This is a genomic window from Stenotrophomonas sp. Y6 (assembly GCF_022436665.1).
Lineage (GTDB): Bacteria > Pseudomonadota > Gammaproteobacteria > Xanthomonadales > Xanthomonadaceae > Stenotrophomonas > Stenotrophomonas acidaminiphila_A.
In genome coordinates this window covers 122,460-144,173 of sequence record NZ_JAKUKB010000008.1, presented here as the reverse complement: position 1 = coordinate 144,173, position 21,714 = coordinate 122,460, and the positions used below count along the sequence as shown (strand labels likewise).

The window sequence follows — 21,714 nt, the reverse complement described above, 5'->3', positions numbered from 1 at the left end:
GGAGCCAGCATGCGCCGCCTGTGGACCCTGCTGCTGTACCTGTTGCTGCTGCCCCGCACCGAGGCAGCGGCGGTGCCTTCACCGATGCTGGCCAGCCAGTGGCGCGACGGGCCGGACGTCTCCCGCTACTGGGTCAGCGAGAAGCTCGACGGTGTCCGCGCGCGCTGGGACGGGCACGCGTTGTGGACCCGCGCCGGCCACCGCATCGACGCCCCCGACGGATTCACCCGCGGCTGGCCGCCGCAGCCCCTGGACGGCGAGTTGTGGGCAGGGCGCGGCCGCTTCGAACACGCCAGCAGCAGCGTGCGCCGCTATCCGCCCGACGCGGATGACTGGCGAAGCCTGCGGCTGATGGTCTTCGACCTGCCCGGGCACGGCGGCACCTTCAGCCAGCGCCTGGCGGCGCTGCGCGTGCTCGTCGAAAAGGCCGCCTCGCCGACCCTGGCGCTGGTTCCGCAACAGCGCATCGCCGATACCGGCACGCTGCATCGCCATCTGACCGCCATCGTGGCGGCCGGCGGCGAAGGGCTGATGCTGCATCACCAGGACAACCACTACATCGCCGGCCGCAGTAGCGGCCTGCTCAAGCTCAAATCCTGGAACGACGCCGACGCGCGGGTGGTCGCGCACCTGCCCGGCAAGGGCAAGTACGCCGGTCTGCTCGGCGCGCTGCTGGTGGAGCGCGCCGATGGCGCCCGCTTCCGCATCGGCAGCGGCTTCAAGGATGCCCAGCGCATGGCGCCGCCGGCGATCGGCAGCCTGGTCACCTACCGCTACAACGGCTTGACCCGCAACGGCCTGCCGCGCTTCGCGCGCTTCCTGCGCGTACGCGAACCCGCCGCCGCCAGCACCGCGCCCCACGACCGGCGGCCGCCACTCCCGCCGCCGACGGTCGACGGCACGCGCTATCGATGACCACAGCCAGGTCCCCGCATGCGCAGAGCACCGGTCATCACCCCCGCGCTGCGTGCCGCGCAAGACCGCCACGGCATGCCCCGGAGCGAGATATCGCGCGCGCGCCGCGGCGCGCCGGCGGTACTGGCCGGCGCGATCCCTGCGCCGGCCTCAGCCCTGCGCCCCGCCGTCCACGGGCAACAGGCGCCCGCGCTGCAACCGGTACTGGCGGTGCACTACCCCATCGGGCAGATACCCGTGGGTGATCATCAGCAGGCTGCGCGGGCCCAGGGCGGCCGCCATGTCGACCAGCAGCGCGTCGGCGGTATCCACGTCCAGGCCTTCGGTCGGCTCGTCCAGCACCATCAACGGCGCGTCGCGCAGCAGCGCACGCGCCAACGCCAGGCGCCGCGCCTGGCCCGCGGACAGGGTGGCGCCGTTCTCGCCGACCCACGCCGCCAACCCGCCCTGGCGGCGCGCCCAGTCGCCCAGCCGTACCTGTTCGAGCACCGCCCACAGCCGTGCGTCGTCGGCCAGCGGCTGGCCCAGCCGCAGGTTGTCGGCGATGCTGCCGGCGAACACCGGCGCGCCCTGCGGCAGCCAGGCGACATGCCGATGCCAATCGGCCTGGGCGACGTCGCGCAGGTCGACCCCGCCCCAGCGCACCGCGCCCGCCTGCGGATCCCACAGGCGCAGCAACAGCGCCGACAACGTGGTCTTGCCGCAACCGCTGTCACCACCGATGGCGATGCGTTCGCCGGGCCGCAGTTGCAGGTCGATGCCATCGAGCAGGCGCCGGGACTCGCCAGGCCAGGCGAACACCACCTGCTCGAACGACAGCGTGGCCGGCGGTGCCGGCAGCGGGCGCGGCCGCGCCGGGTCGGATACCGAGGACGGCTGGTCGACGATGGCCTGCAGCCGTCCGGCCGATACGCGCGCCGACTGCAGCGCCTGCCAGGCCAGCCCGCAGCCGGCGGCGACTTCCAGCAGTGCCACGGTCAGGAACACCAGCGTGGCGGCCAGCGGCGCCGTCACCTTGCCGTCCTGGAAGGCGGAAAGCGCCAGCCACAGCATCGCCAGCAGGCCCAGCCCGGCGCAGGCCGAGTGCAGCATGTTGCCGGCGATCAGCCGGCCGCGGCGGCGGTGGTCGTCGCCGCCAAGCTGGCGCGCGGCGGCGTCGACGCGCGCGCACCAGGCGTCGCGCGCCTCCAGCGCGGCAAGGTCGGCCGCGCCCTCCAGGCCTTCGTAGGCGAGCGTACGCAGCCGCGCACGATGCCGCGCGCGCGCGGCCTCACCGGCATCGCCGCGGCGCACGGCCAGCAACGGCACGCCGATGCCGACCAGCAGCGACAGCAGCAGCAACAGCGCGGCCGCGGGCCAATGGATGCTGGCGGCCACGGCGATGCAGGCCAGCGCGATGCCGGCCAGCGCCAGCAGCGGCCCCACCGCCCGCACCAGCAGGCCATCCACTTCGCCGATGTCGGACATCAACCGCGCCAGCAGTTCGCCGGTGCGCGTGCCCCCCAGGCGCGCCGGCGCCAGCGGCAACGCGCGCCGGAAGAACCAGACCCGCAGGTCGCGGGCGATGCGCAGGGTCGCGTCGTGGCCGACCAGCTTCTCGAAGTAACGCGAGACGATGCGCACGAAGGTCAATGCGCGAATCCCCGCCGACGGCGAGAAGAAGTTGAAGGTGGCGCCGGCGCCCAGCGCCCCGGCCAGCGCCGCGGCGGTCAGGAACCCGCCGGACAGCCCCAGCAGGCCGACGCCGGCCAGCATCGTCACCAGCAGCAGCATCACCGCCAGCAACAGGCGGCCGCGATGCCGGGCGAACACCGCGCGCAGGGAATCGCCGCCGCTCATGCGCGCACCGCCTCATCCAGCCGTACCACCCGATCGGCCCATTGCATCGCCGCTGCGCTGTGGGTGGCCATCAGCACCGCACGGCCACGGGTGAAGCAGGCCAGCGACTGCAGCAGGTCGGCCTCGGTCCGCGGATCCAGGAAAGCGGTGGGCTCGTCGAGCAGCAGCAGGTCGGGATCACGCAGCAGCAGCCGCGCCAGCCCGATGCGGCGGGCCTCGCCGCCGGACAGGCCGAAACCGCGCTCGCCGATCACCGTATCCAGCCCCTGCGGCAACTGTGCGGCGAAGCGCATCACCTGCGCGGCCTCGGCCACCGCGCGCAGCCGCGCGTCGCTGGCGCCCGGGTCGGCCAGGCGCAGGTTGTCGGCGATGGAACCGTGGAACAAGTACGGGCGCTGCCCGGCGTAACCCACGCGCGCGCCGTCACGCAGCACGATGCGCCCCCCCCGCGGCGGCAGCCAGCCCGCCAGCGCCTCCAGCACGGTGCTCTTGCCGCTGCCGCTGGGCCCGACCAGGGCCAGGCGCTGCCCGCCATCGATGTCCAGCGAGAAATCCGCCACCACGTCATGACCCGCGCCGATGGGACGCAGCACCAGCGACGACGCGACCAGCAGCGGCGCCCGCGCCTGCGCCGGTTCCGGCACCCGCGCGGGCGGCGCGGGCACGCTGGCATCCGCCGCCGTCGGGTCGCCGCCGTCGAGCAGGCGCTCGACCTCGCTAGCGGCCGCCAGCGCGTTGGCGCGGTCATGGTAATGCGCGGCCAACCGCCGCAGCGGCGCATAGAACTCCGGCGCCAGCAGCAGGCAGAACACGCCCGCGCCCAGCGTCGGCACCGTGGCATGCAGCGACAGCATCCCCAGGTAGCTCAGCCCCAGGTACAGCGCCACCATCGCCACGCTCACCGAGGCGAAGAACTCGAGCACGGTGGAGGACAGGAAAGCGATGCGCAGCACCTTCATCGTGCGCACGCGCACGCCCTCGGCCGCGGTGGCGATGCCGGCCAGCTCGTCCTCGCCGCGCCCATACAGGCGCAACAGGCCAAGCCCCTTGATGCGGTCGGCGAAGTGCCCGCCCATGCGCGCCAGCTCCTGCAACTGCTCGCGGCCGGCGGCTTCGGCGCCCAGCCCCACCAGCATCATGAACACCGGCACCAACGGCCCGGTGCACAGCAGGATCAGCGCCACCGTCCAGTCGACCCAGGCCACGGCCGCCACGATCAGCAGCGGCACCACCATCACTTCGGCCCGGACCGGCTGGAACCCGGCGTAGTAGCCCTCGATGGCATCGCCATGGGCGAGCAGCAGCTCGCCCAGCTCGCCGCTGCGCTGGCGCCGCAGCCACAGCGGCCCGCGGCCGAGCAGGCGCCGGTAGACCTGCTCGCGCAACGCCAGCCGCGCGGCGTCGGCCACTTCGCCGGCCGCTTTCTGCGCCAGCCCGCCCAGCGCGCTGCGCAGCAGCAGGACCAGCGCCAGCGCGGCGAACACCTGCGCAAGCGATGCCAGCGGACGGTGTTCGACCAGCACGGCCTGGATCAGCCAGGCGATCGCCCCGGCCTGCGCCACCAGCAGGGCGCCGGACAGGCAGGCGGCCAGCGCCGCGACCCGCTGCTGCCCGCGCGCCGCACCGGCCAGCGCGGTCAGCCATTGCTGGTGCCGGCGGCGCCGTTGGCGGGCGGCGTCGGCCGGGGGGGAAACTTCACTCAAGACGGGCAACCTGCAGGAGGGAATCGATTCGCCGGAACGTGCATGATCGCATCCGCGCGCGCGGCACGTTCACCGCTGCGACGCCATGTCGCATTGATCCAGGTCAAGGGCGGGATCACCATTCATTATTGAAAATTCACGACCACTCCCCCTTCACTCCCCCATGATGCACGCAATCCGCAAGGTAGCCAGGCCATGATCGATACGACCGTCGTAGAACTGTCGCGGCTGCAGTTCGCGCTCACCGCGATGTACCACTTCCTCTTCGTCCCGCTCACGCTGGGGCTTTCGTTCCTGATCGCGATCATGGAAAGCGTCTATGTCATGACCGGCAAGGACGTCTGGCGCCGGATGACGCTGTTCTGGGGCGTGCTGTTCGGCATCAACTTCGCCATGGGCGTGGGTACCGGCATCGTGATGGAGTTCCAGTTCGGCATGAACTGGTCCTACTACAGCCATTACGTGGGCGACATCTTCGGTGCGCCGCTGGCCATCGAAGGGTTGATGGCGTTCTTCCTGGAAGCCACCTTCATCGGCCTGTTCTTCTTCGGCTGGGGTCGCCTGAGCAGGGTCCAGCACCTGACCGTGACCTGGCTGATGGCACTGGGCACCAACCTGTCGGCGCTGTGGATCCTGATCGCCAACGGCTGGATGCAGAACCCGGTCGGGGCGGTGTTCAACCCCGAAACCATGCGCATGGAAGTCGTGGACTTCATGGCGGTGCTGTTCAACCCGGTGGCGCAGGCCAAGTTCGTGCACACGGTGTCGGCCGGCTATGTCACCGGCGCGGTGTTCGTCATGTCGATCAGCGCCTTCTACCTGCTGCGCAACCGCCACCATGACGTCGCCCGCCGCTCGTTCGCGGTGGCCGCCGCGTTCGGCCTGCTGTCCTCGCTGTCGGTGGTGGTGCTTGGCGACGAGAGCGGCTATGCCGCCAACGAGCACCAGAAGATGAAGCTGGCCGCCATCGAGGCGATGTGGGAGACCGAGCGCGCCCCGGCCGACTTCACCGCCTTCGGCATTCCCAACCAGCAGACCCACCAGAACGACTACGCGATCAAGATTCCCTACCTGATGGGGCTGATCGCCACCCGCTCGCTGGACCAGCCGATCCCCGGCATCCTGGAGCTGGTCGAGCGCGCCGAACACCGCATCCGCGGCGGCCAGCTGGCCTACGGCGCGCTGGAACGCATCCGCGCCAACAAGAACGACCGCGAGGCGCGGGAAATGTTCGACCGGCACTGGCAGGACCTGGGCCATGGCCTGCTGCTCAAGCGCTACCGCGACGACATCCTCAACGCCACGCCGCAGGAAATCTCGCAGGCGGCCATGGATACCGTGCCGCGGGTCCTGCCGCTGTTCTGGACGTTCCGGGTGATGGCCGGCCTGGGCTTCTACCTGATCGCCTTCTTCGCGGTGGCGTTCTACTACTCCTGCCGCCACAACTTCCAGGACAAGCGCACCTTCCTGAAGACCGCGCTGTGGACGTTGCCGGCGCCGTGGATCGCGATCGAATGCGGCTGGTTCATCGCCGAGTACGGGCGCCAGCCGTGGGCGGTGGAAGGCGTGCTGCCCACCTTCTACGCCGCCTCGGGCCTGGCCCTGCACCAGATCGTGCTGACCCTGGCCGGGTTCGTGGCCCTGTACACGGTACTGATGATCATCGAGATCAAGCTGATGCTGAAGGCCATCCGCAAGGGCCCGGGCGACGCCCTGCCCGCGCCGCAGCCGTCCGTTTCCCACCATGCCGCCGGCCAGGCCTGAGGCAGGAGCACACTCATGGATTTCATTCTTCTGGACTACACCACGCTGCGCGTGATCTGGTGGCTGCTGCTGGGCGTGCTGCTGGTCGGTTTCGCGGTGATGGACGGTTTCGACCTGGGCGTGGGCACGCTGCTGCCGTTCGTGGCCAGGACCGACGAGGAACGCCGGCTGGTGATCAACACGGTGGGCCCGGTATGGGAAGGCAACCAGGTGTGGCTGATCCTGGGCGGCGGCGCGATCTTCGCCGCGTGGCCGCCGCTGTACGCGGTCAGCTTCTCCGGCTTCTACCTGGCGATGTTCGTGATCCTGTTCGCGCTGATCCTGCGCCCGGTCGGCTTCAAGTACCGCGGCAAGCTGCAGAGCCAGGCATGGCGCGACAACTGGGACCGCGCGCTGTTCATCGGCGGCTTCGTGCCGGCGCTGATCATGGGCGTGGCCGTGGGCAACGTGCTGCTCGGCGTGCCGTTCCACTTCGACGACAGCCAGCGCGTGTTCTACACCGGCAGCTTCTTCGGCCTGCTGACCCCGTTCGCACTGCTGGCCGGCCTGCTCAGCGTGGCCATGCTGGTCGCCCACGGCGCGTCGATGCTGGTGCTCAAGACCGACGGCCCGGTGGCCGAACGCTCCGCGCGCCTGGGCAGCATCGCCGCGTTGGTCAGCTTCGCGCTGTTCGCCGCCGGCGGCGCGTGGGTGGCGCTGGGCCTGCCCGGCTATGCGATCACCTCGCCGCTGGTCACCGACGGCGCCAGCAACCCGCTGCTCAAGAGCGTGGAGATCACCGCCGCCGGTGGCTGGCTGCACAATTACTCCAGCATGCCGGCCACGCTGCTGGCGCCGGCGGCCGGCCTGCTCGGCGCGCTCGCCGCGGCGGTGTTGCTGCGCAGGCGTCGCGGTGGACTTGCGTTCATCGCCTCGGGTACGTCGATCGCCGGCATCATCCTCACCGTGGGCTTCGCGGCCTTCCCGTTCCTGCTGCCGTCCTCCAGCCAGCCCGGCTCCAGCCTGGTTGCCTGGGATGCCTCGTCCAGCCACCTGACCCTGTGGATCATGCTGCTGGCCACGGTGCTGCTGCTGCCCATCGTCATCGCCTACACCATCTGGGTGTACCGCGTGCTCAAGGGCAAGACCACGCTGCAGGAAATGGGCGACAACCCCAACGCCTACTGACAACGACACACCAAGGAGTTCCCCCATGTGGTATTTCGCCTGGATTCTCGGCGTCGGCCTGGCCTCCACCGCCGCCATCCTCAACGGCATGTGGTTCGAAGCCCGCGAACAGCGCAGGATCGAAGAAAAGCGATAGGAAAACACGCCCGCGGTATTGCAAGAATGCGTGCCGGGGAGTATCTTTCCGCCTCCTTCGCGGGGTGTAGCTCAGTCTGGTAGAGCGCTACGTTCGGGACGTAGAGGTCGCAGGTTCGAATCCTGTCTCCCCGACCAAAGGTCGAAACACGCAAGCCCGGCCGACGGCAACGTCGGCCGGGCTTTTTCGTGGGCCAAGCACCGCCGCCGGGCACGGTGCCGGACGCCTGGCGACAGCCCCGCGGCGGCAATGAAAACAGTTGCACGCACCCTGCCTCGCCGCTATCATAGGCGGCTCCTTCGGGGTGTAGCTCAGTCTGGTAGAGCGCTACGTTCGGGACGTAGAGGTCGCAGGTTCGAATCCTGTCTCCCCGACCAGTTCGACAGAAGCCGGCCTTGTGCCGGCTTTCGTCTTTTCGCCCTTGCGAACCCGCCGCGCCATCGCGCGGCGACGCCGGGAATCACTCCCGGCGGTTCCTTTCGTCATTCCGCGGACCGCGCGGTCGCGTCCTGTCCGCGCCGGAGCCACGCAATGTCCAATCCCACGTCCACGGCACCACGGCCTTCGCTGCTGAAGGGCCGCCTGCTCGCCTTCGCCGCCATCATCCTGGTGGCGGCCAACCTGCGCAGCGCGGTCACTTCGCTGACGCCACTGCTGGACCGCCTGGGCCACCTGTTCGATTTCGGCAGCACCATGACCGGGGTGCTCGGCATGATGCCCACGGCCGCGTTCGCCGCGTTCGCCCTGGGCACGCCGCGCCTGATCCGCCGGATCGGACTGGAACGCACCGCGGTACTGACCATGCTGCTGGCCACCGCCGGCCTGCTGCTGCGCGCCAGCGCCGGCGGCGTCGGCATGTTGCTGGCCGGCTCGGCGGTGGCACTGGCCGGCATGGGCATCGGCAACGTGGTGGTGCCGCCGCTGGTCAAGCGTTACTTCGCCGACCGCGTCGGCACCTTGAGCACGCTCTACATCACCGTGCTGCAGGCCGGCACGATGGTCCCCGCACTGCTCGCGGTGCCGGTGGCCGACCGTTTCGACTGGCGCGTCTCGCTGGGCATGTGGTCGCTGCTGTCGCTGGCCGCGCTGTTGCCCTGGGTGTTGCTGGCGCGGCGCACGCCGCGGCCCCGGCACACCGCGGACGCCGCCGTGGCGCACGCGCCGGGGCGGGTGTGGAAGACCCCGCTGGGCTGGGGCATGGCACTGATGTTCGGCATGACGTCGCTGGGCACCTATTCGCTGTTCACCTGGCTGCCCAAGGTGATGGTCGAGGCCGGCGCGAGCGAGGCCTTTGGCGGGGTCATGGTCGCGCTGTATTCGGCCATCGGCCTGCTGCCGTCGCTGCTGGTGCCGGCGCTGGCGGTGCGCATGCGCAATCCGTTCCCGATCGCGATGCTGGTGGTCGGCCTCAATGCCGTCGCCTTCGCCGGCCTGCTGTGGGCGCCAATGCAGGCACCGTGGCTGTGGGTGGTGATCGCCGGACTGGGCCCGTCGACGTTCCCGCTGGGGCTGACCCTGATCAACCTGCGCACGCGCACCCCCGCCGGCTCGGCCGCGTTGTCGGGCTTCATGCAGGGCGTGGGCTACAGCCTGGCCTGCCTCGGGCCACTGCTGTTCGGCTGGCTGCATGGCCTCAGCGGCGGCTGGGCCGGGTCGTTCGCCTTCCTGATGCTGTGTTCACTGGTGCTGCTGGTCGCGGCATGGTTCGCGTGCAAGCCACAGCAGCTCGAGGACCATTGGAGCTAGGAACCGGTTGGGGGAACAGGGAACGAGAGGACGCAGAAGCAGGGACGGACCCTGCCTCGTTCCTGGCTGCGCCTCACGGGTTCCTGGCTTTCATCCCCTGACCTGGCCGTCGCCACGCACCACGAAACGCTCCACGGTAAGTGCCTCCAGGCCCATCGGGCCGTAGGCGTGCAGGCGTGTGGTGGAGATGCCGATTTCCGCGCCCAGCCCCAGTTCGCCGCCGTCGGAGAAGCGCGACGAAGCGTTGACCATCACCACCGCCGAGCGCAGGGCGTGCACGAAGGCGTCGGCGTGGGCCGGGTCGCCGGTGGCGATGACTTCGGTGTGGTCGGAAGTATGCCGGCGGACATGGGCGATCGCCGCATCCAGCGAATCGACCACCCGTATCGCCAGGATCAGGTCCAGGTACTCGGCCGCGTAGTCGGCCTCGTCCGCCGGCGCCACGCCGGCGACCAGCGCGCGGGTGGCGGCATCGCCGCGCAGTTCGACCCCGCGTGCGCGCAGCGCGTCGGCCGCCAGCGGCAGGAAGCGCGGCGCGATGTCGGCATGCACCAGCAGGGTCTCCAGCGAATTGCACGCCGCCGGACGCGATACCTTGCCGTCGACCAGCAGGCCCAGCGCCAGTTGCAGGTCGGCGCTGTCGTCCACGTACAGGTGGCACACGCCCTTGTAGTGCTTGATCACCGGTACCCGCGCATGTTCGGCGACGAAGCGGATCAGGCCCTCGCCACCGCGCGGGATCGCCAGGTCGACGATGTCGTTGAGCTGCAGCAGTTCCAACATGGTCTCGCGGCGCAGGTCCTCCACCAGGGTCAGCGCGGCATCGGGTACCCCGGCCCCGCGCAGCGCACGCTTGAGCGCGGCGGCGATCGCGGTATTGGAATGGATCGCCTCCGAGCCGCCGCGCAGGATCACGCCGTTGCCGGCCTTGATGCACAGCGCCGCGGCGTCGGCGGTCACGTTCGGGCGCGCCTCGTAGATCATCGCGATCACCCCCAGCGGCACGCGCACCTTCTGCACGCGGATGCCGTTGGGCCGCGTGTCGTCGCGGGTCACCTGGCCGACCGGATCCGGCAGCGCGGCAACCTCGCGCAGGGCGTTGGCCACGCCGGCCAGGCGCTGCCGGTCCAGGGCGAGCCGGTCGAGCATCGCCGTGCCCACGCCCTTGTCGCGCGCGGCCTGCAGGTCGCGCGCATTGGCGGCGAGGATGGCGCCGGCATCGGCATCGAGCGCATCGGCCATCGACGCCAGCAGTGCGCGCCGTGCATCGCTGGAAAGGCGCGCCAGCACCTGCGAGGCGTCGCGGCACTGCTCGGCGAGGGTCTTGATGTCGGTCATGCGTACTGCTCCCGGGAGGATGCGGACCGGTGCCGGCTGCCGCGGGCGTAGGCCGGCGCGGTCATGGCAGCAGCACCAGGTCGTCGCGGTGGATCACGTTGTCGCCATAGGTGTAGCCGAGGATGGCCTCGATCTCGCGGGTGTGGCGGCGGCCGATGCGGCGCAGGTCCAGTGCCGAGTACTGGCTGATGCCACGCGCCACGCAGGACGCACCGCCCTCGCCGTCCACCCGTACTTCGATCATGTCGCCGCGGCGGAACTCGCCCAGCGCATCGACCACGCCGCCGGGCAGCAGCGAGGCGCCGTTCTCGCGCAGCGCACGCGCCGCACCCGCGTCGACCAGGATCGCCCCCGGCTCGACCGGCGCATGCCGCAGCCAGTACTTGCGCGCGGCGATACGCGAGCGCCCCGCGTGCAGCCGGGTGCCGCGCAGCCGGCCCTGCGCGAGGCCGCGTACCACCTCGCCACTGCGGCCGTTGAACAGGAGGGTATCGATGCCGGCGGCGCCGGCCTTGGCCGCGGCCTGCAGCTTGGTCAACATGCCGCCGGTGCCGACCGCGCTGCCGCTGCCGCCGGCCATCGCCATCACCGCGGCGTTCAGTTCGACGACCTCGTCGATTGGCTGCGCCTGCGGGTCGCGGCGCGGATCGGCGGTGTACAGCCCGTCGATATCGGTGGCGATGAACAGCGCGTCGGCATCGACCAGCGCGGCGACGATGGCCGCCAGGTTGTCGTTGTCGCCCAGCTTCAGCTCGTCCACCGAAACGGTGTCGTTCTCGTTGACCACCGGCAACGCGCCCAGCGCCAGCAGCTCGTTGAGGGTGGCGCGCGCGTTGAGGTAGCGGCGGCGGTTGCGCAGGTCGTCGTGGGTGAGCAGCACCTGCGCCACCGGGCGCTCGAAGAAGCGTTGCCACAGCGCGATCAGCTGCGCCTGGCCGAGCGCGGCAAGCGCCTGCCGCGCGGCCATGGTCGCGCCGGCCTCGGCCACCTTCGGCACGATCGCGCGGCCGGCGGCGACCGCGCCCGAGGAGACGATGACCACCTCGCGGCCGGCCACCAGGTTGGCCGAGACGAACTGCGCCAGCCCCAGCGCGAAGCGCGGGGTCAGGCCGCCGCCATCGGCGGCCAGCAGACTGCTGCCGACCTTGAGCACCGCGCGCCGCCACGGCGGCAGCGGCTGCTCGGCGAACGGCGAAGGCGCGGTGTCGTTCATGGGCTCAACGCGTGTTCCATTCATGGACGGTCAGGTCCGAGCAGTCCTGCAGGACCAGCGGATCGGTGGCGACGATGGCACGTGCCTGCGCCAGGTCGTCGACGTTGCACAACACGTAGGCGCCGCCACTGCCGTCGCCGAAGCCGCCGGTCAGGTGCAGCCGCCCCTGCGCGCGCAGCGCATCGAGGAACGCCCTGTGCGGTTCGATCACGCCCGCGTCGAACGTCGGCTTGCGCAGGGCCATCACCAGGTACAGCTTCACGTTGTTCTCCATGACACGAAGTCCCGTCGCGGATGTTGCACTGCCGCGCGGCAGATGTGGGGGATGCTTTCGTTTCCAACCAACCGGCAATCGCATGTGGATGCGGGTCTGCCCCGCATGCGGCCTTTCCGGCCAAACCCCGTGCCGGGCGAGCCCGGCACCTACGCGGCAACGTAGATGCGGGGCTTGCCCCGCATGCAGCCTTCCCGGCGATGCCCCGTGCCGGGCAAGCCCAGCACCTGCGCGGCACCTGTAGATGCGGGGCTTGCCCCGCATGCGGCTCTCCCGGCCAAACCCCGTGCCGGGCGAGCCCGGCACCTGCGCGGCACCTGTAGATGCGGGGCTTGCCCCGCATGCAGCCTTCCCGGCAAAACCGCGTGCCAGGCAAGCCCGGCACCTGCGCGGCAACGTAGATGCGGGGCTTGCCCCGCATGCGGCCTTCCCGGCGATGCCCCGTGCCGGGCAAGCCCGGCACCTACGCGGCACCTGTAGATGCGGGGCTTGCCCCGCATGCGGACCTCCCGGCCAAACCCCGTGCCGGGCGAGCCCGGCACCTGCGCGGCACCTGTAGATGCGGGGCTTGCCCCGCATGCGGACCTCCGGCCAGGCCCCGTGCCGGGCGAGCCCGGCACCTACGGTTGCAATGCCGCCCAGCGCGCCTGCAGTTCGTCCAGCCGCAGGTCGGCGGCCGCGCCCGGCGACACCCGCGCGGCAAGGCTGCCTTCGGGCGTGCGCCCCTGCCCGGCCGTGTCCGCCGCCGCGGCCGCGGCCTTGTAGGCGTCACGGAACGGTACGCCGGCCAGTGCCGCCTCGACCGCCACGTCGGTGGCATACATGCCCGAATCGATGGCGGCGCGGATGTTGTCGTCGCGCCAGTCCAGGTTGGACAACAGTGCCGGCAGCAGCTCCAGCGCCGACAGCCCGCGGCCGAAGCCATGGAAAATCGCGCCCTTGGACGCCTGCAGGTCGCGGTGGTAGCCCGACGGCAGCGACAGCAGCTGCTCGATCTCGGTACGCGCGGCGGCGACGCTGGCGTGGGTGGCGCGCATCAGCTCGATCACGTCCGGGTTGCGCTTGTTGGGCATGATCGAACTGCCGGTGGTGTACTGCGCCGGCAGCGCCACGAAGGCGAACTCGCCGGTGGTGAACAGCGACAGGTCCCAGGCGATGCGGCGCAGGTCCAGGGTCGCCCCGCCCAGCGCCTCCAGCGCGGCCAGCTCGAACTTGCCGCGCGACAGCTGCGCGTAGATCGGGCTGACCTGCATGCGCGCGAACCCAAGGGCACGCGTGGTGTGCTCGCGGTCCAGCGGCAGGTTGACGCCGTAACCGGCCGCCGTGCCCAGCGGATTGCAGTCGAGCAACCGGCGCGTATCGGCGGCGCGCACCGCGTTGTCGATGAAGGCCTCGGCCCAGCCCGCCCACCACATGCCGGCCGAGGACACCACGGCGCGCTGGATGTGGGTGTAACCGGGCAGCGGCTGCTGCTGTTCGGCGACGGCGCGGTCCAGCGCCACTTTCGCCACCTCGCGGCTGATCTCCGCCACCCGTGCCAGCTTTTCCTTGAGCCACAGCCGGGTGGCGACCAGGATCTGGTCGTTGCGGCTGCGGCCGGTGTGGATCTTGCGCCCGGCATCGCCCAGGCGCTCAGTCAGGCGCGCCTCGATCGCCGAGTGGCAATCCTCGTACTGCTCATCCAGCACGAACGCACCGCTGCGGAAATCCTCGGCCAGCGTGGCCAGTTCGCGCTTGAGCGCGGCCAGCTCGTCGGCCGACAGGATGCCGATGTGCTGCAGGCCTTCGGCATGCGCGGTGCTTGCCTGGATGTCGTGCAGGAAGAACTCGCGGTCCAGGATCACGTCGTCGCCGGCAAGGAAGGCCTGGATCTTCGCGTCCACCGCGACGCCGGGTTTCTGCCACAACAGGTTGGTCATCGGAAATCTCTCGGAATGGGCGTGGGATGGGTCAATGCGGGATCGCGGCCAGCTCGGGCAGGCCCAACGCCAGGTTGAGGTTCTGCAGCGCCTGCGTCGCCGCGCCCTTGAGCAGGTTGTCCAGGGTCGCCACCACCACCACGCGCTTGTTGCCCGGGGCCAGGGTGAAGCCGCCGATCTGCACGCCATGGCGGCCGGCGATGCGGCTGACCCATGGCGCGTCGTCCACCACCTCCACCAGCGGCTCGCCGGCATAACGCTGCCGGTAAAGCGCCATCACCTGTTCGCGCGTGAGCGGCTGCTGCAGCCACAGGTTGACGGTCATGGTGATGCCGCGGAAGTGCGGGGCGACGTGCGGCATGAACTCCACCGGCACGCCGAGCCGGGTGGAGACCTCGCGCTCGTGCACGTGGTTGGTCAGCGCGTACGGCATCAGGTTGTCGCGCAGCAGCTCGGTGTTGTTCTTGTCCGAGGGCGTGGTACCGGCACCGGAATACCCCGACACACCGAAACAGGCCGGCGGCCCGGCCAGCTGCGACAGCAGCGGCGTGATCGCCAGCTGCATGGCGGTGGCGTAGCAGCCCGGGTTGCTGATGCGCTTCTGCCCGGCGTACGTATCGCGGGTCAGCTCCGGCAGGCCGTAATACCAGGCATTGTCGAAGCGGTAGTCGGCCGAGAGATCCACGATCACCGTCTCCGGCCGGGCGGCATCCAGCGCGGCCACGAAGGGCCCGGCCTTGCCATTGGGCAGGGCCAGGATCACCGCATCGGCGCCCTTGGCGGCCACCGCCTGCGGGTCGAGGCTCTCGTAGCGCAGTTCGCCGCGGTAGCCGTCGTTGTGGTCGGCCACGCGCTGGCCGTCCAGCTCGCGCGAGGAAACGAAGGCCAGTTCGATCCGCGGGTGCGCGGCGATCAGCCGGATCAGCTCGGCGCCGGTATGGCCGCGGGCACCGACGATGCCCAGCGAGAATTTGCTGTCGGTCATGAATGCGAATCCAGTAGGGACCGCAGATGGCGGCGTACCGCCGGCCATTCGCTGTCGAGGATGGAGAACACCACGGTGTCGCGCGGCGTGCCGTCGGCGTGGCGCTTGTGGTTGCGCAGCACGCCGTCCTGCCTCGCGCCGAGCCGGGCAATGGCGGTACGCGAGGCATGGTTGAACCAGCTGGTCTCGAAGCCGACGCCGATGCAGCCCAGCGCCTCGAAGGCATGCCGCAGCAACAGCAGCTTGGCTTCGGTGTTCACGCCGGTGCGCTGCACCCGGGGGTGGTACCAGGTGTAGCCGATGTTCAGCCGCGGCACCCCGGCGTCCAGCGCGTAACAACGGGTGCAGCCGACCACTTCGCCGCGGCTGTCGCGGACCGCGAACGGCAGCGCCTCGCCCCGTGCCTGCGCGTCCAGCGCCGCCGCGACGTAGTGCTCCACCGCCTCCGGCGCCGGCACGTTGGCGTACCACAGGCGCGACAGCTCACCCCCGCCCAGCGCCTGCCGCAGCGCGGGCACGTGTTCAATGCGCAGCGGTTCCAGCGCGACATGCGCGCCGCGCAGCTCCGGCACGCTGTTCCAGCAGGCGTTGGCCGTGGCCCCGGTCATGGCGTCATCCCTGCAGGCTGGCCTTGCGCCGGCCGCAGTGCTCGACGAAGCCGCGGATGCGGTCGAAGTCGCTGGCGCCGAACCAGAACACCTTCCAGTGGTCGAGCTTGTAGCAGCCGTCGGACTCGGCGTAGTAGAAGTGGTTGACCGGGTTGCCGTTGCGCGAGCGCCAGAACAGCTGCGGGGTTTCCTCCAGCATCACGTTCCATACCGCGCGACCCAGGCCTTCGCCCTGCGCGTCATCGAGCACGGCGAACTTGTCCAGGTACACGCCCTCGGCCTCGTCGGTGAGGATCACCGCGGTACGGTAGTTCTCGCTGACATAGGCGCGCAGCAGCCGGGTCTTCTCGAAATAGTCGGGTACCAGCCTGCGGCCGAAGCTGGACTCGATCAGCGCCTTCAGCCGCGCGGTGTCCAGCTGCTCCCAGGACGTGGCCTTGAGCACCTTCTCGCCGCGCCGGACCAGGGTGCCGGAGCCTTTGTGGGTGAAAAGTTCCTTGGCCAGGTCGGCCGGGCGCGTGATCGAGACCGAGGATTCCTCCGGCAGCCTGTCCAGCAGGTCCTTGATCTGCTCGATCTTGACCTTCATGCCACCGTGCAGCCACGGCTGCTGGATCAGGTGCTCGTACTCGGTGGACAGGTTGATCGAATCGATCAGCCTGCCCTCGGCATCGAGCAGGCCGCCGGTGCCGGTGAGGAAGATGATCTTGTACGGCTGCAGCTCCTGCACCAGTTCGTTGGCGGCGAAGTCGGCGTTGACGTTGAGGATCTGCCCGCTCGGGGTCTCGCCCAGCGAGGTGATGACCGGGATCGAGCCGGCGCGCAGGCTGGCCTCGATCGGCGCCAGGTTGACCCGCTTCACCTCGCCGACCAGCCCATAGGTATCGCGGTCCAGGTACTCGGCCTCGAACACGCCGCCGGTGATGGAGGTGGCGCGGGCGCCGTTCTGCTGCAGTGCCTCGACCAGCTGCAGGTTGGACTGCTGGAACACCTTGCGCACGATCGCCAGCGCTTCGGGGGTGGTCACGCGCAGGCCGTTGACGGTGTGCTTCTCGATGCCGGCGGCCGCCAGCTCGGCATCGAGCTGCGGGCCGGCGCCGTGCAGCACGATCGGGGTCAGCCCGACTTCCTGCAGGAACGACAGCGAGGACGTCAGCGCCTCCAGGTCGTCGCGCAGCACCGCGCCGCCGACCTTGACCACGGCGAAGCGCTTGGCGTCCAGCTGCGAGAAGCGCTTGAGGTACTGGCTGATCTCCTTCGCGCTGGCCATGCTCGAGAGCAGGCGCACGATGGTCTGGCGGGTCTGGCGGTGGGGTTGCATGGTGGGCAGTTCGTCTGTCTTGGGGGGTGGAACGCGGCGATCAGGCGCCGCGCTGCAGAATGGCGAGGACCGAACCGGCGTAGCGCTGCAGCTGCTCCAGCGTCACGAACTCGTCGGCGGTGTGGGCCTGGGCGATGTCGCCGGGGCCGTAGACCATCGTGGTGTAGCCGGCGGCCGAGAACAGCGAGGCCTCGGTCCAGAAATCGACCGCGTTGCCGATCGGCAGGCCCAGCTCCTCGGCGATGTCGCGCGCGGCCAGGCGGCGTTCCTCGGCGCGGGCGATGTCGCCGGACGGCAGGCTCGGACCGCGGAAGGTCTCCTCGAAGTGCGCGGCCGCCGGCTCGGCGAAAGCGGCGAAGGTGGCCAGCAGCTGGTCGATATCCATCGACGGCAGCGGGCGGAAGCCGAAGCGCAGCTCGGCCTCGGGCGCGATCATGTTGGCCTTGATGCCGCCTTCGACGCGGCCGATGTTGAAGCGCAGCCCGGTCAGCCCGCCGAAGCGGGCATGCGCCAGCGACTGCACATGGTCCAGCGCGCGGCCGCCCCAGCGCATGGCCTGGTGCAGCGCGCTGGCCGCGGCGTCCTGCTGGCCGGAGGCATGGCCGGCGCGGCCGCTGAACTTCATCAGCACCGAACTGATGCCACGGTGCGCCAGCACCGCCTCGCCCAGGGTCGGCTCGGCCACCAGCACCGCCTCATACGGGATGCCACGGGCCAGGAAGGCCGCGATGCAGCGCGGGTCGTTGGCTTCCTCGTCCGAGGAGAACAGGAAGGCCGCATCGCCGTCGCTGAGGTTGGCGGCCGCCACCAGCGCGGCCGCGGCGCCCTTGATGTCGCATACGCCGAGGCCGACCACGCGGTCGTCCAGGCGCCGCATCACGTGCGGATCGGCACTCCAGTGTGGCGAATCCGGCACCGTGTCCAGGTGCACGTTGAACAGGTATCTGGGCGTGCCACGCACCGCGTACAGGCTGACCGCGCCCGCGCCGTGGTCGGTCACCTCCACCTGGAACCCGGGCAGGTTCGCGCGCAGGTAATCGAAAATGCCGCCGGTGGTGATCGCGCGCGGCGGGTTGCGGGTGTCGAAGGACACCAGCTTTTCCAGGTGCGCCAGGGTGTTGTCGAGCAGGTCGGTCATCGGAATGGAAGTAGAGGTGGGAGCCGGTGGTATGCCCACCGGTCAGGTGGCGGCGCTGACGATTTCCATCAGCCGTTCGGGCCGGGCCGGCGCGACGAAGCCGTAGCGCGCGTACAGGCCATGCGCGTCGAGCGTGGCCAGCATGAAGCGGCGCAGTCCCTGCAGCTGCGGATGGGCCACGACCGCGTCCATCAGCTGCACGGCATGCCCGCGCCCGCGATGCGCCGGCAGGACGAACACGTCGGCCAGGTAGGCGAACGTGGCCGCGTCGGTGATGACCCACGCGAACGCCACCTGCCCGGCACCATCAAGGTAGCCGCCGAAGCACAGCGAGCCGGCGATCGCACGCTCCACCGTTTCCCTCGCAACGCCGGGGCTCCAGTAGGCCCCGGTCGAGAGGAAGCGGTGGATCAGGGGAACGTCGAGTTCCCCCTTGTCGGTGCTGATGCGCAGCCCACCCATGCCGTCGCGCTCAGCCGTGGTTGACCTGTGCGTACAGCGTGGAGCTCATGCCGAACAGCTTGATGAAACCCTCGGCCTCCTCCACGCCCCAGTCGGCCGACTGCGCGTACGTCGCGCCCTTGGCGTTGAGGATGTGCGGCGAGCGCACCGCCACCGCATCGACGCGGGCGCCACGGGTCTCCAGCACCACTTCGCCGTTGACCTTGCCCTGCGAGGACCGCAGGAACGCCTCCAGGTCGGTCTTCAGCGGGTCGTGGTAGAAGCCTTCGTAGACCAGCTCAACCCACTTGCGCGCCACGTCCGGCTTGAAGCGGTTCTGCTGCTTGGTCAGCACCGCGTCTTCCAGCGCGCGGTGCGCGGCCAGCAGCGCGGTCAGGCCCGGCGCCTCGAACACGATCCGACCCTTCAGCCCGATCACGGTGTCGCCGGTGTACACGCCGCGACCGACGCCGTACGGGGCGAACAGCTTGTTGAGCCTGGCCAGGATCTGCTCGCCCGGCAGCGCCTTGCCGTCCAGTTCCACCGCTTCGCCATGGACGAACTTCAGGGTCACGGTCAGCGGCTCGATCGGCCACGCGCTGCGCGGCGCGCACCAGCCGCGCGCGCCCTCGCCCGGCGCCTCCCACTTGTCGATCTCGCCGCCGGACATGGTCACGCCCAGCAGATTCTCGTTGATGGTGTAGGCCTTCTGCTTGGCACGCACGCCGAAGCCACGCTCTTCCAGGTAGGCCTGCTCGTAGGCACGGGTCTGGGTGTGCTCCTTCTGGATCTCGCGGATCGGGGCGAGGATGCGGTAATCGCCCTGCGCCTTGACCGCCAGGTCGAAGCGCACCTGGTCGTTGCCCATGCCGGTGCAGCCGTGGGCGATGGCGTTGGTGCCCAGCTCGGCGGCGCGCGCGAGGGCGGCATCGACGATCAGGTAACGGTCGGACACCAGCAGCGGGTACTGGCCCTGGTAGCCCTCGCCGGCCCACACGAACGGCTTGACGAAGCCTGCCCAGATCGCCGGGCCACCATCGACGGTGACGTGGCTGGCCACGCCCAGTTCGGCGGCGCGCTTCTCGATCGTCTCGCGCTCTTCGGCGTCCACGCCGCCGGTGTCGGCGAACACGGTGTGCACGTTCCAGCCGCGCTCCTTCAGGTAGGGCACGCAGAAGCTGGTGTCCAGGCCGCCGGAGAAGGCCAGGACGATGTCGCGGGATTCGTTGGGAGTAGTCATGTGCGGATCTCGTGGGGCGGCGCGTGGGCCGCCGTTGTTGAATCGGGGGAAGGGAAAGCGGCGGGACGGATCAGCGGACCAGCGCGGCCATGATCGCCTTCTGCACATGCAGGCGGTTCTCGGCCTCGTCGATGGCGATGCACTGCGGCGAATCCATCACCGCGTCGGTGGCCTTGACGTTGCGGCGCAGCGGCAGGCAATGGCTGAACACGCCGTTGTTGGTGAGCGCCATCTTGGCCTCGTCGACGATGAAGTGCTTGTACTGGTCGCGGATGGGCTTTTCCGGCGCCCAGTTGCCGAAGTACGGCAGTGCGCCCCAGCTCTTGGCATAGACCACGTCGGCACCGCGGTAGGCGCTTTCGATGTCATGGCTGACGCGCAGCGAGCCGCCGCTCTCGGCCACGTTCTGCGCGGCCCAGCCCATGTAACGCTCGTCGAGGATGTATTGCTCGTTGGGGCACAGCAGGGTCACGTCCATGCCCAGGCGGGTGGCAATGGTCAACGCCGAGTTCGCTACCGCGGTGTTCAGCGGCTTGGGATGGTAGGTCCAGGTCAGCACGTACTTCTTGCCGCGCAGGTCACTGGTGCCGAAGTGCTCCTGCAGCGCCAGCGCATGCGCCAGTTCCTGGCAGGGATGGGTGATGGTCTCCATGTTGATGACCGGCACCGGCGAGTACTTCGCGAACGCCTTGAGCACGATGTCCTGGCGGTCGTACTGCCAGTCCACGAACTTCGGGAAGGCGCGCACGCCGATGAGGTCGACGTAGCGCCCCAGCACCTTCGCCACTTCGGCGATGTGCTCTTCGGTGTCGCCATCCATCACCGTGCCCAGGTCGAACTCGATCGGCCACGCGTCCTTGCCCGGCTGCAGCACGATGGCATGGCCGCCGAGCTGGAACGCGCCCAGCTCGAAGCTGGTGCGGGTACGCATGGACGGATTGAAGAACACCAGCGCGATGGACCTGCCCTTCAGGTCGTCGCCCAGCTTGTTGCGCTTGAACAGGGCCGCCTGGGTCAGCAGCGCGTCGAGTTCGGCGCGGCTCCAGTCCTGGGTGTTCAAGAAGTGCTTCACAGACATCGATCCATCCTTTGCTGGTGCGGGGGACCACCGTTGCCGGCGGCAGGATGCGCGGACGCGCGGCTCATTGCAGTTGAAACTTTCGTGGAGCAGAAACGAAAAAACCCAGCCGGGGGCTGGGTTTTCCGAACAGACAGCACAAGGCTCCGGTTTACCCAGCGAATATGTGGGGTTCCGGTCGGCGGGCACGCGAGGTCATGCCGGAGGCCATCCGGGCGGTGCTGGTTTCGTGCTGGAAGCTGTTCGCCTTCATCGTCGCGCATGGTCGCACGCGTTCCGGCACCACGCAAGTGCCGCGATGCAACAATCAGGGATTCGCCGGCCCCTGCTCCAGGCCCTCGCCCAGCTCGGGGGTGATCGACACCCGCAGCTTCAGGCGGTTGCCCGGATCCTCGGGCAGGCGCGAGCGGAACTTGACGCCCTTGTAGACGTAATCCACGTCATAGGCGATGGGCCGGCGGAACTCGCGGCCGACCTCGATGATCCGGCACTCGGGGGTGAGCAGCGCGCCATTGTTGCCGGCGCCCACGGCACGCACCTCCCTCTCGGCCTCGTCCTCGCCGTCCTGGTGGCTGAAAATGCCCTTGACCGAATCCCAGAAACGACGGAACCCGCCCTTCTGCTCCTCGCCCTTGACCTCCACCGGCGCCAGCGTCAGCGTGGACACCGGCTCGCAGTGTTCCTCGGTGCGGGTCGCACGCAGGGTCTGGAACACCGGCTCGACGTTCAATACCTGCGCATAGTCGTAGCGCACGTTTTCGACTATCACCACGCGATTGCGCAGGTCGGTGTTCTGGGCCGCGGCCGGCATGGCGGACGCGGCCAGCAGGCAGGCCATGGACAGCGACACGGGAGCGCGCTTCATCGACACGTCAACGGGGATGGATGA

Annotated in this window: 19 protein-coding genes and 2 tRNA genes; 7 read left to right on the top strand and 14 right to left on the bottom strand. The window is 69.8% G+C overall.

Annotated elements, in window-relative coordinates:
* Window positions 1-9 precede the first annotated feature (9 nt).
* Window positions 10-915: a DNA ligase gene (locus tag MKP15_RS10395; RefSeq protein ID WP_240212656.1), complete on the top strand. Its 906-nt coding sequence runs from the start codon at window positions 10-12 to the stop codon at window positions 913-915.
* 150 nt (window positions 916-1,065) lie between these two features.
* Here MKP15_RS10395 and cydC read toward each other — a convergent pair whose 3' ends face one another.
* Window positions 1,066-2,754: a thiol reductant ABC exporter subunit CydC gene (gene cydC / locus MKP15_RS10390; protein ID WP_240212655.1), complete on the bottom strand. Its 1,689-nt coding sequence runs from the start codon at window positions 2,752-2,754 to the stop codon at window positions 1,066-1,068.
* The gene (gene cydD / locus MKP15_RS10385; protein WP_240212654.1) at window positions 2,751-4,466 is read right to left on the bottom strand and encodes a thiol reductant ABC exporter subunit CydD; all 1,716 of its coding nucleotides are present in this window, start codon (window positions 4,464-4,466) and stop codon (window positions 2,751-2,753) included. Before cydD ends, cydC begins: the two co-directional genes overlap by 4 nt.
* Before the next feature lie 186 nt (window positions 4,467-4,652).
* On the opposite strand from cydD, the gene MKP15_RS10380 reads away from it, so the two are divergent.
* The 6 genes from MKP15_RS10380 (at window position 4,653) to MKP15_RS10355 (ending at window position 9,270) form a co-directional block, all read left to right on the top strand.
* Complete coding sequence (locus MKP15_RS10380) at window positions 4,653-6,221, top strand: cytochrome ubiquinol oxidase subunit I (protein ID WP_240212653.1); 1,569 nt, start codon at window positions 4,653-4,655, stop codon at window positions 6,219-6,221.
* A gap of 15 nt (window positions 6,222-6,236) precedes the next feature.
* The gene (gene cydB, locus MKP15_RS10375; RefSeq protein WP_161614791.1) at window positions 6,237-7,388 is read left to right on the top strand and encodes a cytochrome d ubiquinol oxidase subunit II; all 1,152 of its coding nucleotides are present in this window, start codon (window positions 6,237-6,239) and stop codon (window positions 7,386-7,388) included.
* 25 nt (window positions 7,389-7,413) lie between these two features.
* Entirely contained in the window at window positions 7,414-7,524 is a 111-nt protein-coding gene (cydX, locus tag MKP15_RS10370) for a cytochrome bd-I oxidase subunit CydX (RefSeq protein ID WP_104938631.1), read from the top strand.
* 60 nt (window positions 7,525-7,584) lie between these two features.
* A tRNA-Pro gene (locus MKP15_RS10365) sits at window positions 7,585-7,661 on the top strand.
* A gap of 163 nt (window positions 7,662-7,824) precedes the next feature.
* A tRNA-Pro gene (locus tag MKP15_RS10360) sits at window positions 7,825-7,901 on the top strand.
* Between the two features lie 154 nt (window positions 7,902-8,055).
* Complete coding sequence (locus MKP15_RS10355) at window positions 8,056-9,270, top strand: MFS transporter (protein ID WP_240212652.1); 1,215 nt, start codon at window positions 8,056-8,058, stop codon at window positions 9,268-9,270.
* A gap of 90 nt (window positions 9,271-9,360) precedes the next feature.
* Here MKP15_RS10355 and MKP15_RS10350 read toward each other — a convergent pair whose 3' ends face one another.
* From MKP15_RS10350 to MKP15_RS10295, 12 genes are all read right to left on the bottom strand, one after another.
* A complete protein-coding gene (locus MKP15_RS10350; RefSeq protein ID WP_240212651.1) occupies window positions 9,361-10,608 on the bottom strand; it encodes a glutamate-5-semialdehyde dehydrogenase in 1,248 nt (415 codons plus the stop codon).
* Window positions 10,609-10,669: 61 nt separating this feature from the next.
* A complete protein-coding gene (proB, locus tag MKP15_RS10345) occupies window positions 10,670-11,821 on the bottom strand; it encodes a glutamate 5-kinase (RefSeq protein WP_240212650.1) in 1,152 nt (383 codons plus the stop codon).
* Between the two features lie 4 nt (window positions 11,822-11,825).
* Entirely contained in the window at window positions 11,826-12,095 is a 270-nt protein-coding gene (locus MKP15_RS10340) for a YciI family protein (protein WP_240212649.1), read from the bottom strand.
* Between the two features lie 620 nt (window positions 12,096-12,715).
* The gene (argH, locus tag MKP15_RS10335; protein WP_240212648.1) at window positions 12,716-14,014 is read right to left on the bottom strand and encodes an argininosuccinate lyase; all 1,299 of its coding nucleotides are present in this window, start codon (window positions 14,012-14,014) and stop codon (window positions 12,716-12,718) included.
* Window positions 14,015-14,045: 31 nt separating this feature from the next.
* Entirely contained in the window at window positions 14,046-14,999 is a 954-nt protein-coding gene (gene argC / locus MKP15_RS10330) for an N-acetyl-gamma-glutamyl-phosphate reductase (protein WP_161614786.1), read from the bottom strand.
* The gene (locus tag MKP15_RS10325; protein WP_240212647.1) at window positions 14,996-15,607 is read right to left on the bottom strand and encodes a GNAT family protein; all 612 of its coding nucleotides are present in this window, start codon (window positions 15,605-15,607) and stop codon (window positions 14,996-14,998) included. Before MKP15_RS10325 ends, argC begins: the two co-directional genes overlap by 4 nt.
* A gap of 4 nt (window positions 15,608-15,611) precedes the next feature.
* Window positions 15,612-16,928, bottom strand: coding sequence for an acetylglutamate kinase (locus MKP15_RS10320; RefSeq protein WP_240212646.1), 1,317 nt, complete (start codon window positions 16,926-16,928; stop codon window positions 15,612-15,614).
* Window positions 16,929-16,968: 40 nt separating this feature from the next.
* On the bottom strand, window positions 16,969-18,066 hold the full coding sequence (locus MKP15_RS10315; protein ID WP_240212645.1) for an acetylornithine deacetylase: 1,098 nt from the start codon (window positions 18,064-18,066) through the stop codon (window positions 16,969-16,971).
* Between the two features lie 42 nt (window positions 18,067-18,108).
* The gene (locus tag MKP15_RS10310; RefSeq protein WP_240212644.1) at window positions 18,109-18,528 is read right to left on the bottom strand and encodes a GNAT family N-acetyltransferase; all 420 of its coding nucleotides are present in this window, start codon (window positions 18,526-18,528) and stop codon (window positions 18,109-18,111) included.
* A gap of 10 nt (window positions 18,529-18,538) precedes the next feature.
* On the bottom strand, window positions 18,539-19,747 hold the full coding sequence (locus MKP15_RS10305) for an argininosuccinate synthase (RefSeq protein ID WP_161614783.1): 1,209 nt from the start codon (window positions 19,745-19,747) through the stop codon (window positions 18,539-18,541).
* A 70-nt stretch (window positions 19,748-19,817) separates the two neighbouring features.
* Entirely contained in the window at window positions 19,818-20,825 is a 1,008-nt protein-coding gene (locus MKP15_RS10300; protein WP_161614782.1) for an N-acetylornithine carbamoyltransferase, read from the bottom strand.
* 307 nt (window positions 20,826-21,132) lie between these two features.
* Window positions 21,133-21,690 carry a hypothetical protein gene (locus MKP15_RS10295; RefSeq protein WP_240212643.1) on the bottom strand — a complete coding sequence of 186 codons (558 nt, stop codon included), beginning with the start codon at window positions 21,688-21,690 and terminating at the stop codon, window positions 21,133-21,135.
* Between the last annotated feature and the right edge of the window lie 24 nt (window positions 21,691-21,714).

What these genes read in the sequence shown, in the direction of transcription:
- MKP15_RS10395 (WP_240212656.1), top strand. Translation starts at nt 10, where the DNA reads ATGCGCCGCCTGTGGACCCTGCTGCTGTACCTGTTGCTGCTGCCCCGC.
- cydC (WP_240212655.1), bottom strand. Translation starts at nt 2,754, where the DNA reads ATGAGCGGCGGCGATTCCCTGCGCGCGGTGTTCGCCCGGCATCGCGGC.
- MKP15_RS10380 (WP_240212653.1), top strand. Translation starts at nt 4,653, where the DNA reads ATGATCGATACGACCGTCGTAGAACTGTCGCGGCTGCAGTTCGCGCTC.
- cydB (WP_161614791.1), top strand. Translation starts at nt 6,237, where the DNA reads ATGGATTTCATTCTTCTGGACTACACCACGCTGCGCGTGATCTGGTGG.
- cydX (WP_104938631.1), top strand. Translation starts at nt 7,414, where the DNA reads ATGTGGTATTTCGCCTGGATTCTCGGCGTCGGCCTGGCCTCCACCGCC.
- MKP15_RS10355 (WP_240212652.1), top strand. Translation starts at nt 8,056, where the DNA reads ATGTCCAATCCCACGTCCACGGCACCACGGCCTTCGCTGCTGAAGGGC.
- MKP15_RS10350 (WP_240212651.1), bottom strand. Translation starts at nt 10,608, where the DNA reads ATGACCGACATCAAGACCCTCGCCGAGCAGTGCCGCGACGCCTCGCAG.
- proB (WP_240212650.1), bottom strand. Translation starts at nt 11,821, where the DNA reads ATGAACGACACCGCGCCTTCGCCGTTCGCCGAGCAGCCGCTGCCGCCG.
- MKP15_RS10340 (WP_240212649.1), bottom strand. Translation starts at nt 12,095, where the DNA reads ATGGAGAACAACGTGAAGCTGTACCTGGTGATGGCCCTGCGCAAGCCG.
- argH (WP_240212648.1), bottom strand. Translation starts at nt 14,014, where the DNA reads ATGACCAACCTGTTGTGGCAGAAACCCGGCGTCGCGGTGGACGCGAAG.
- argC (WP_161614786.1), bottom strand. Translation starts at nt 14,999, where the DNA reads ATGACCGACAGCAAATTCTCGCTGGGCATCGTCGGTGCCCGCGGCCAT.
- MKP15_RS10325 (WP_240212647.1), bottom strand. Translation starts at nt 15,607, where the DNA reads ATGACCGGGGCCACGGCCAACGCCTGCTGGAACAGCGTGCCGGAGCTG.
- MKP15_RS10320 (WP_240212646.1), bottom strand. Translation starts at nt 16,928, where the DNA reads ATGCAACCCCACCGCCAGACCCGCCAGACCATCGTGCGCCTGCTCTCG.
- MKP15_RS10315 (WP_240212645.1), bottom strand. Translation starts at nt 18,066, where the DNA reads ATGACCGACCTGCTCGACAACACCCTGGCGCACCTGGAAAAGCTGGTG.
- MKP15_RS10310 (WP_240212644.1), bottom strand. Translation starts at nt 18,528, where the DNA reads ATGGGTGGGCTGCGCATCAGCACCGACAAGGGGGAACTCGACGTTCCC.
- MKP15_RS10305 (WP_161614783.1), bottom strand. Translation starts at nt 19,747, where the DNA reads ATGACTACTCCCAACGAATCCCGCGACATCGTCCTGGCCTTCTCCGGC.
- MKP15_RS10300 (WP_161614782.1), bottom strand. Translation starts at nt 20,825, where the DNA reads ATGTCTGTGAAGCACTTCTTGAACACCCAGGACTGGAGCCGCGCCGAA.
- MKP15_RS10295 (WP_240212643.1), bottom strand. Translation starts at nt 21,690, where the DNA reads ATGAAGCGCGCTCCCGTGTCGCTGTCCATGGCCTGCCTGCTGGCCGCG.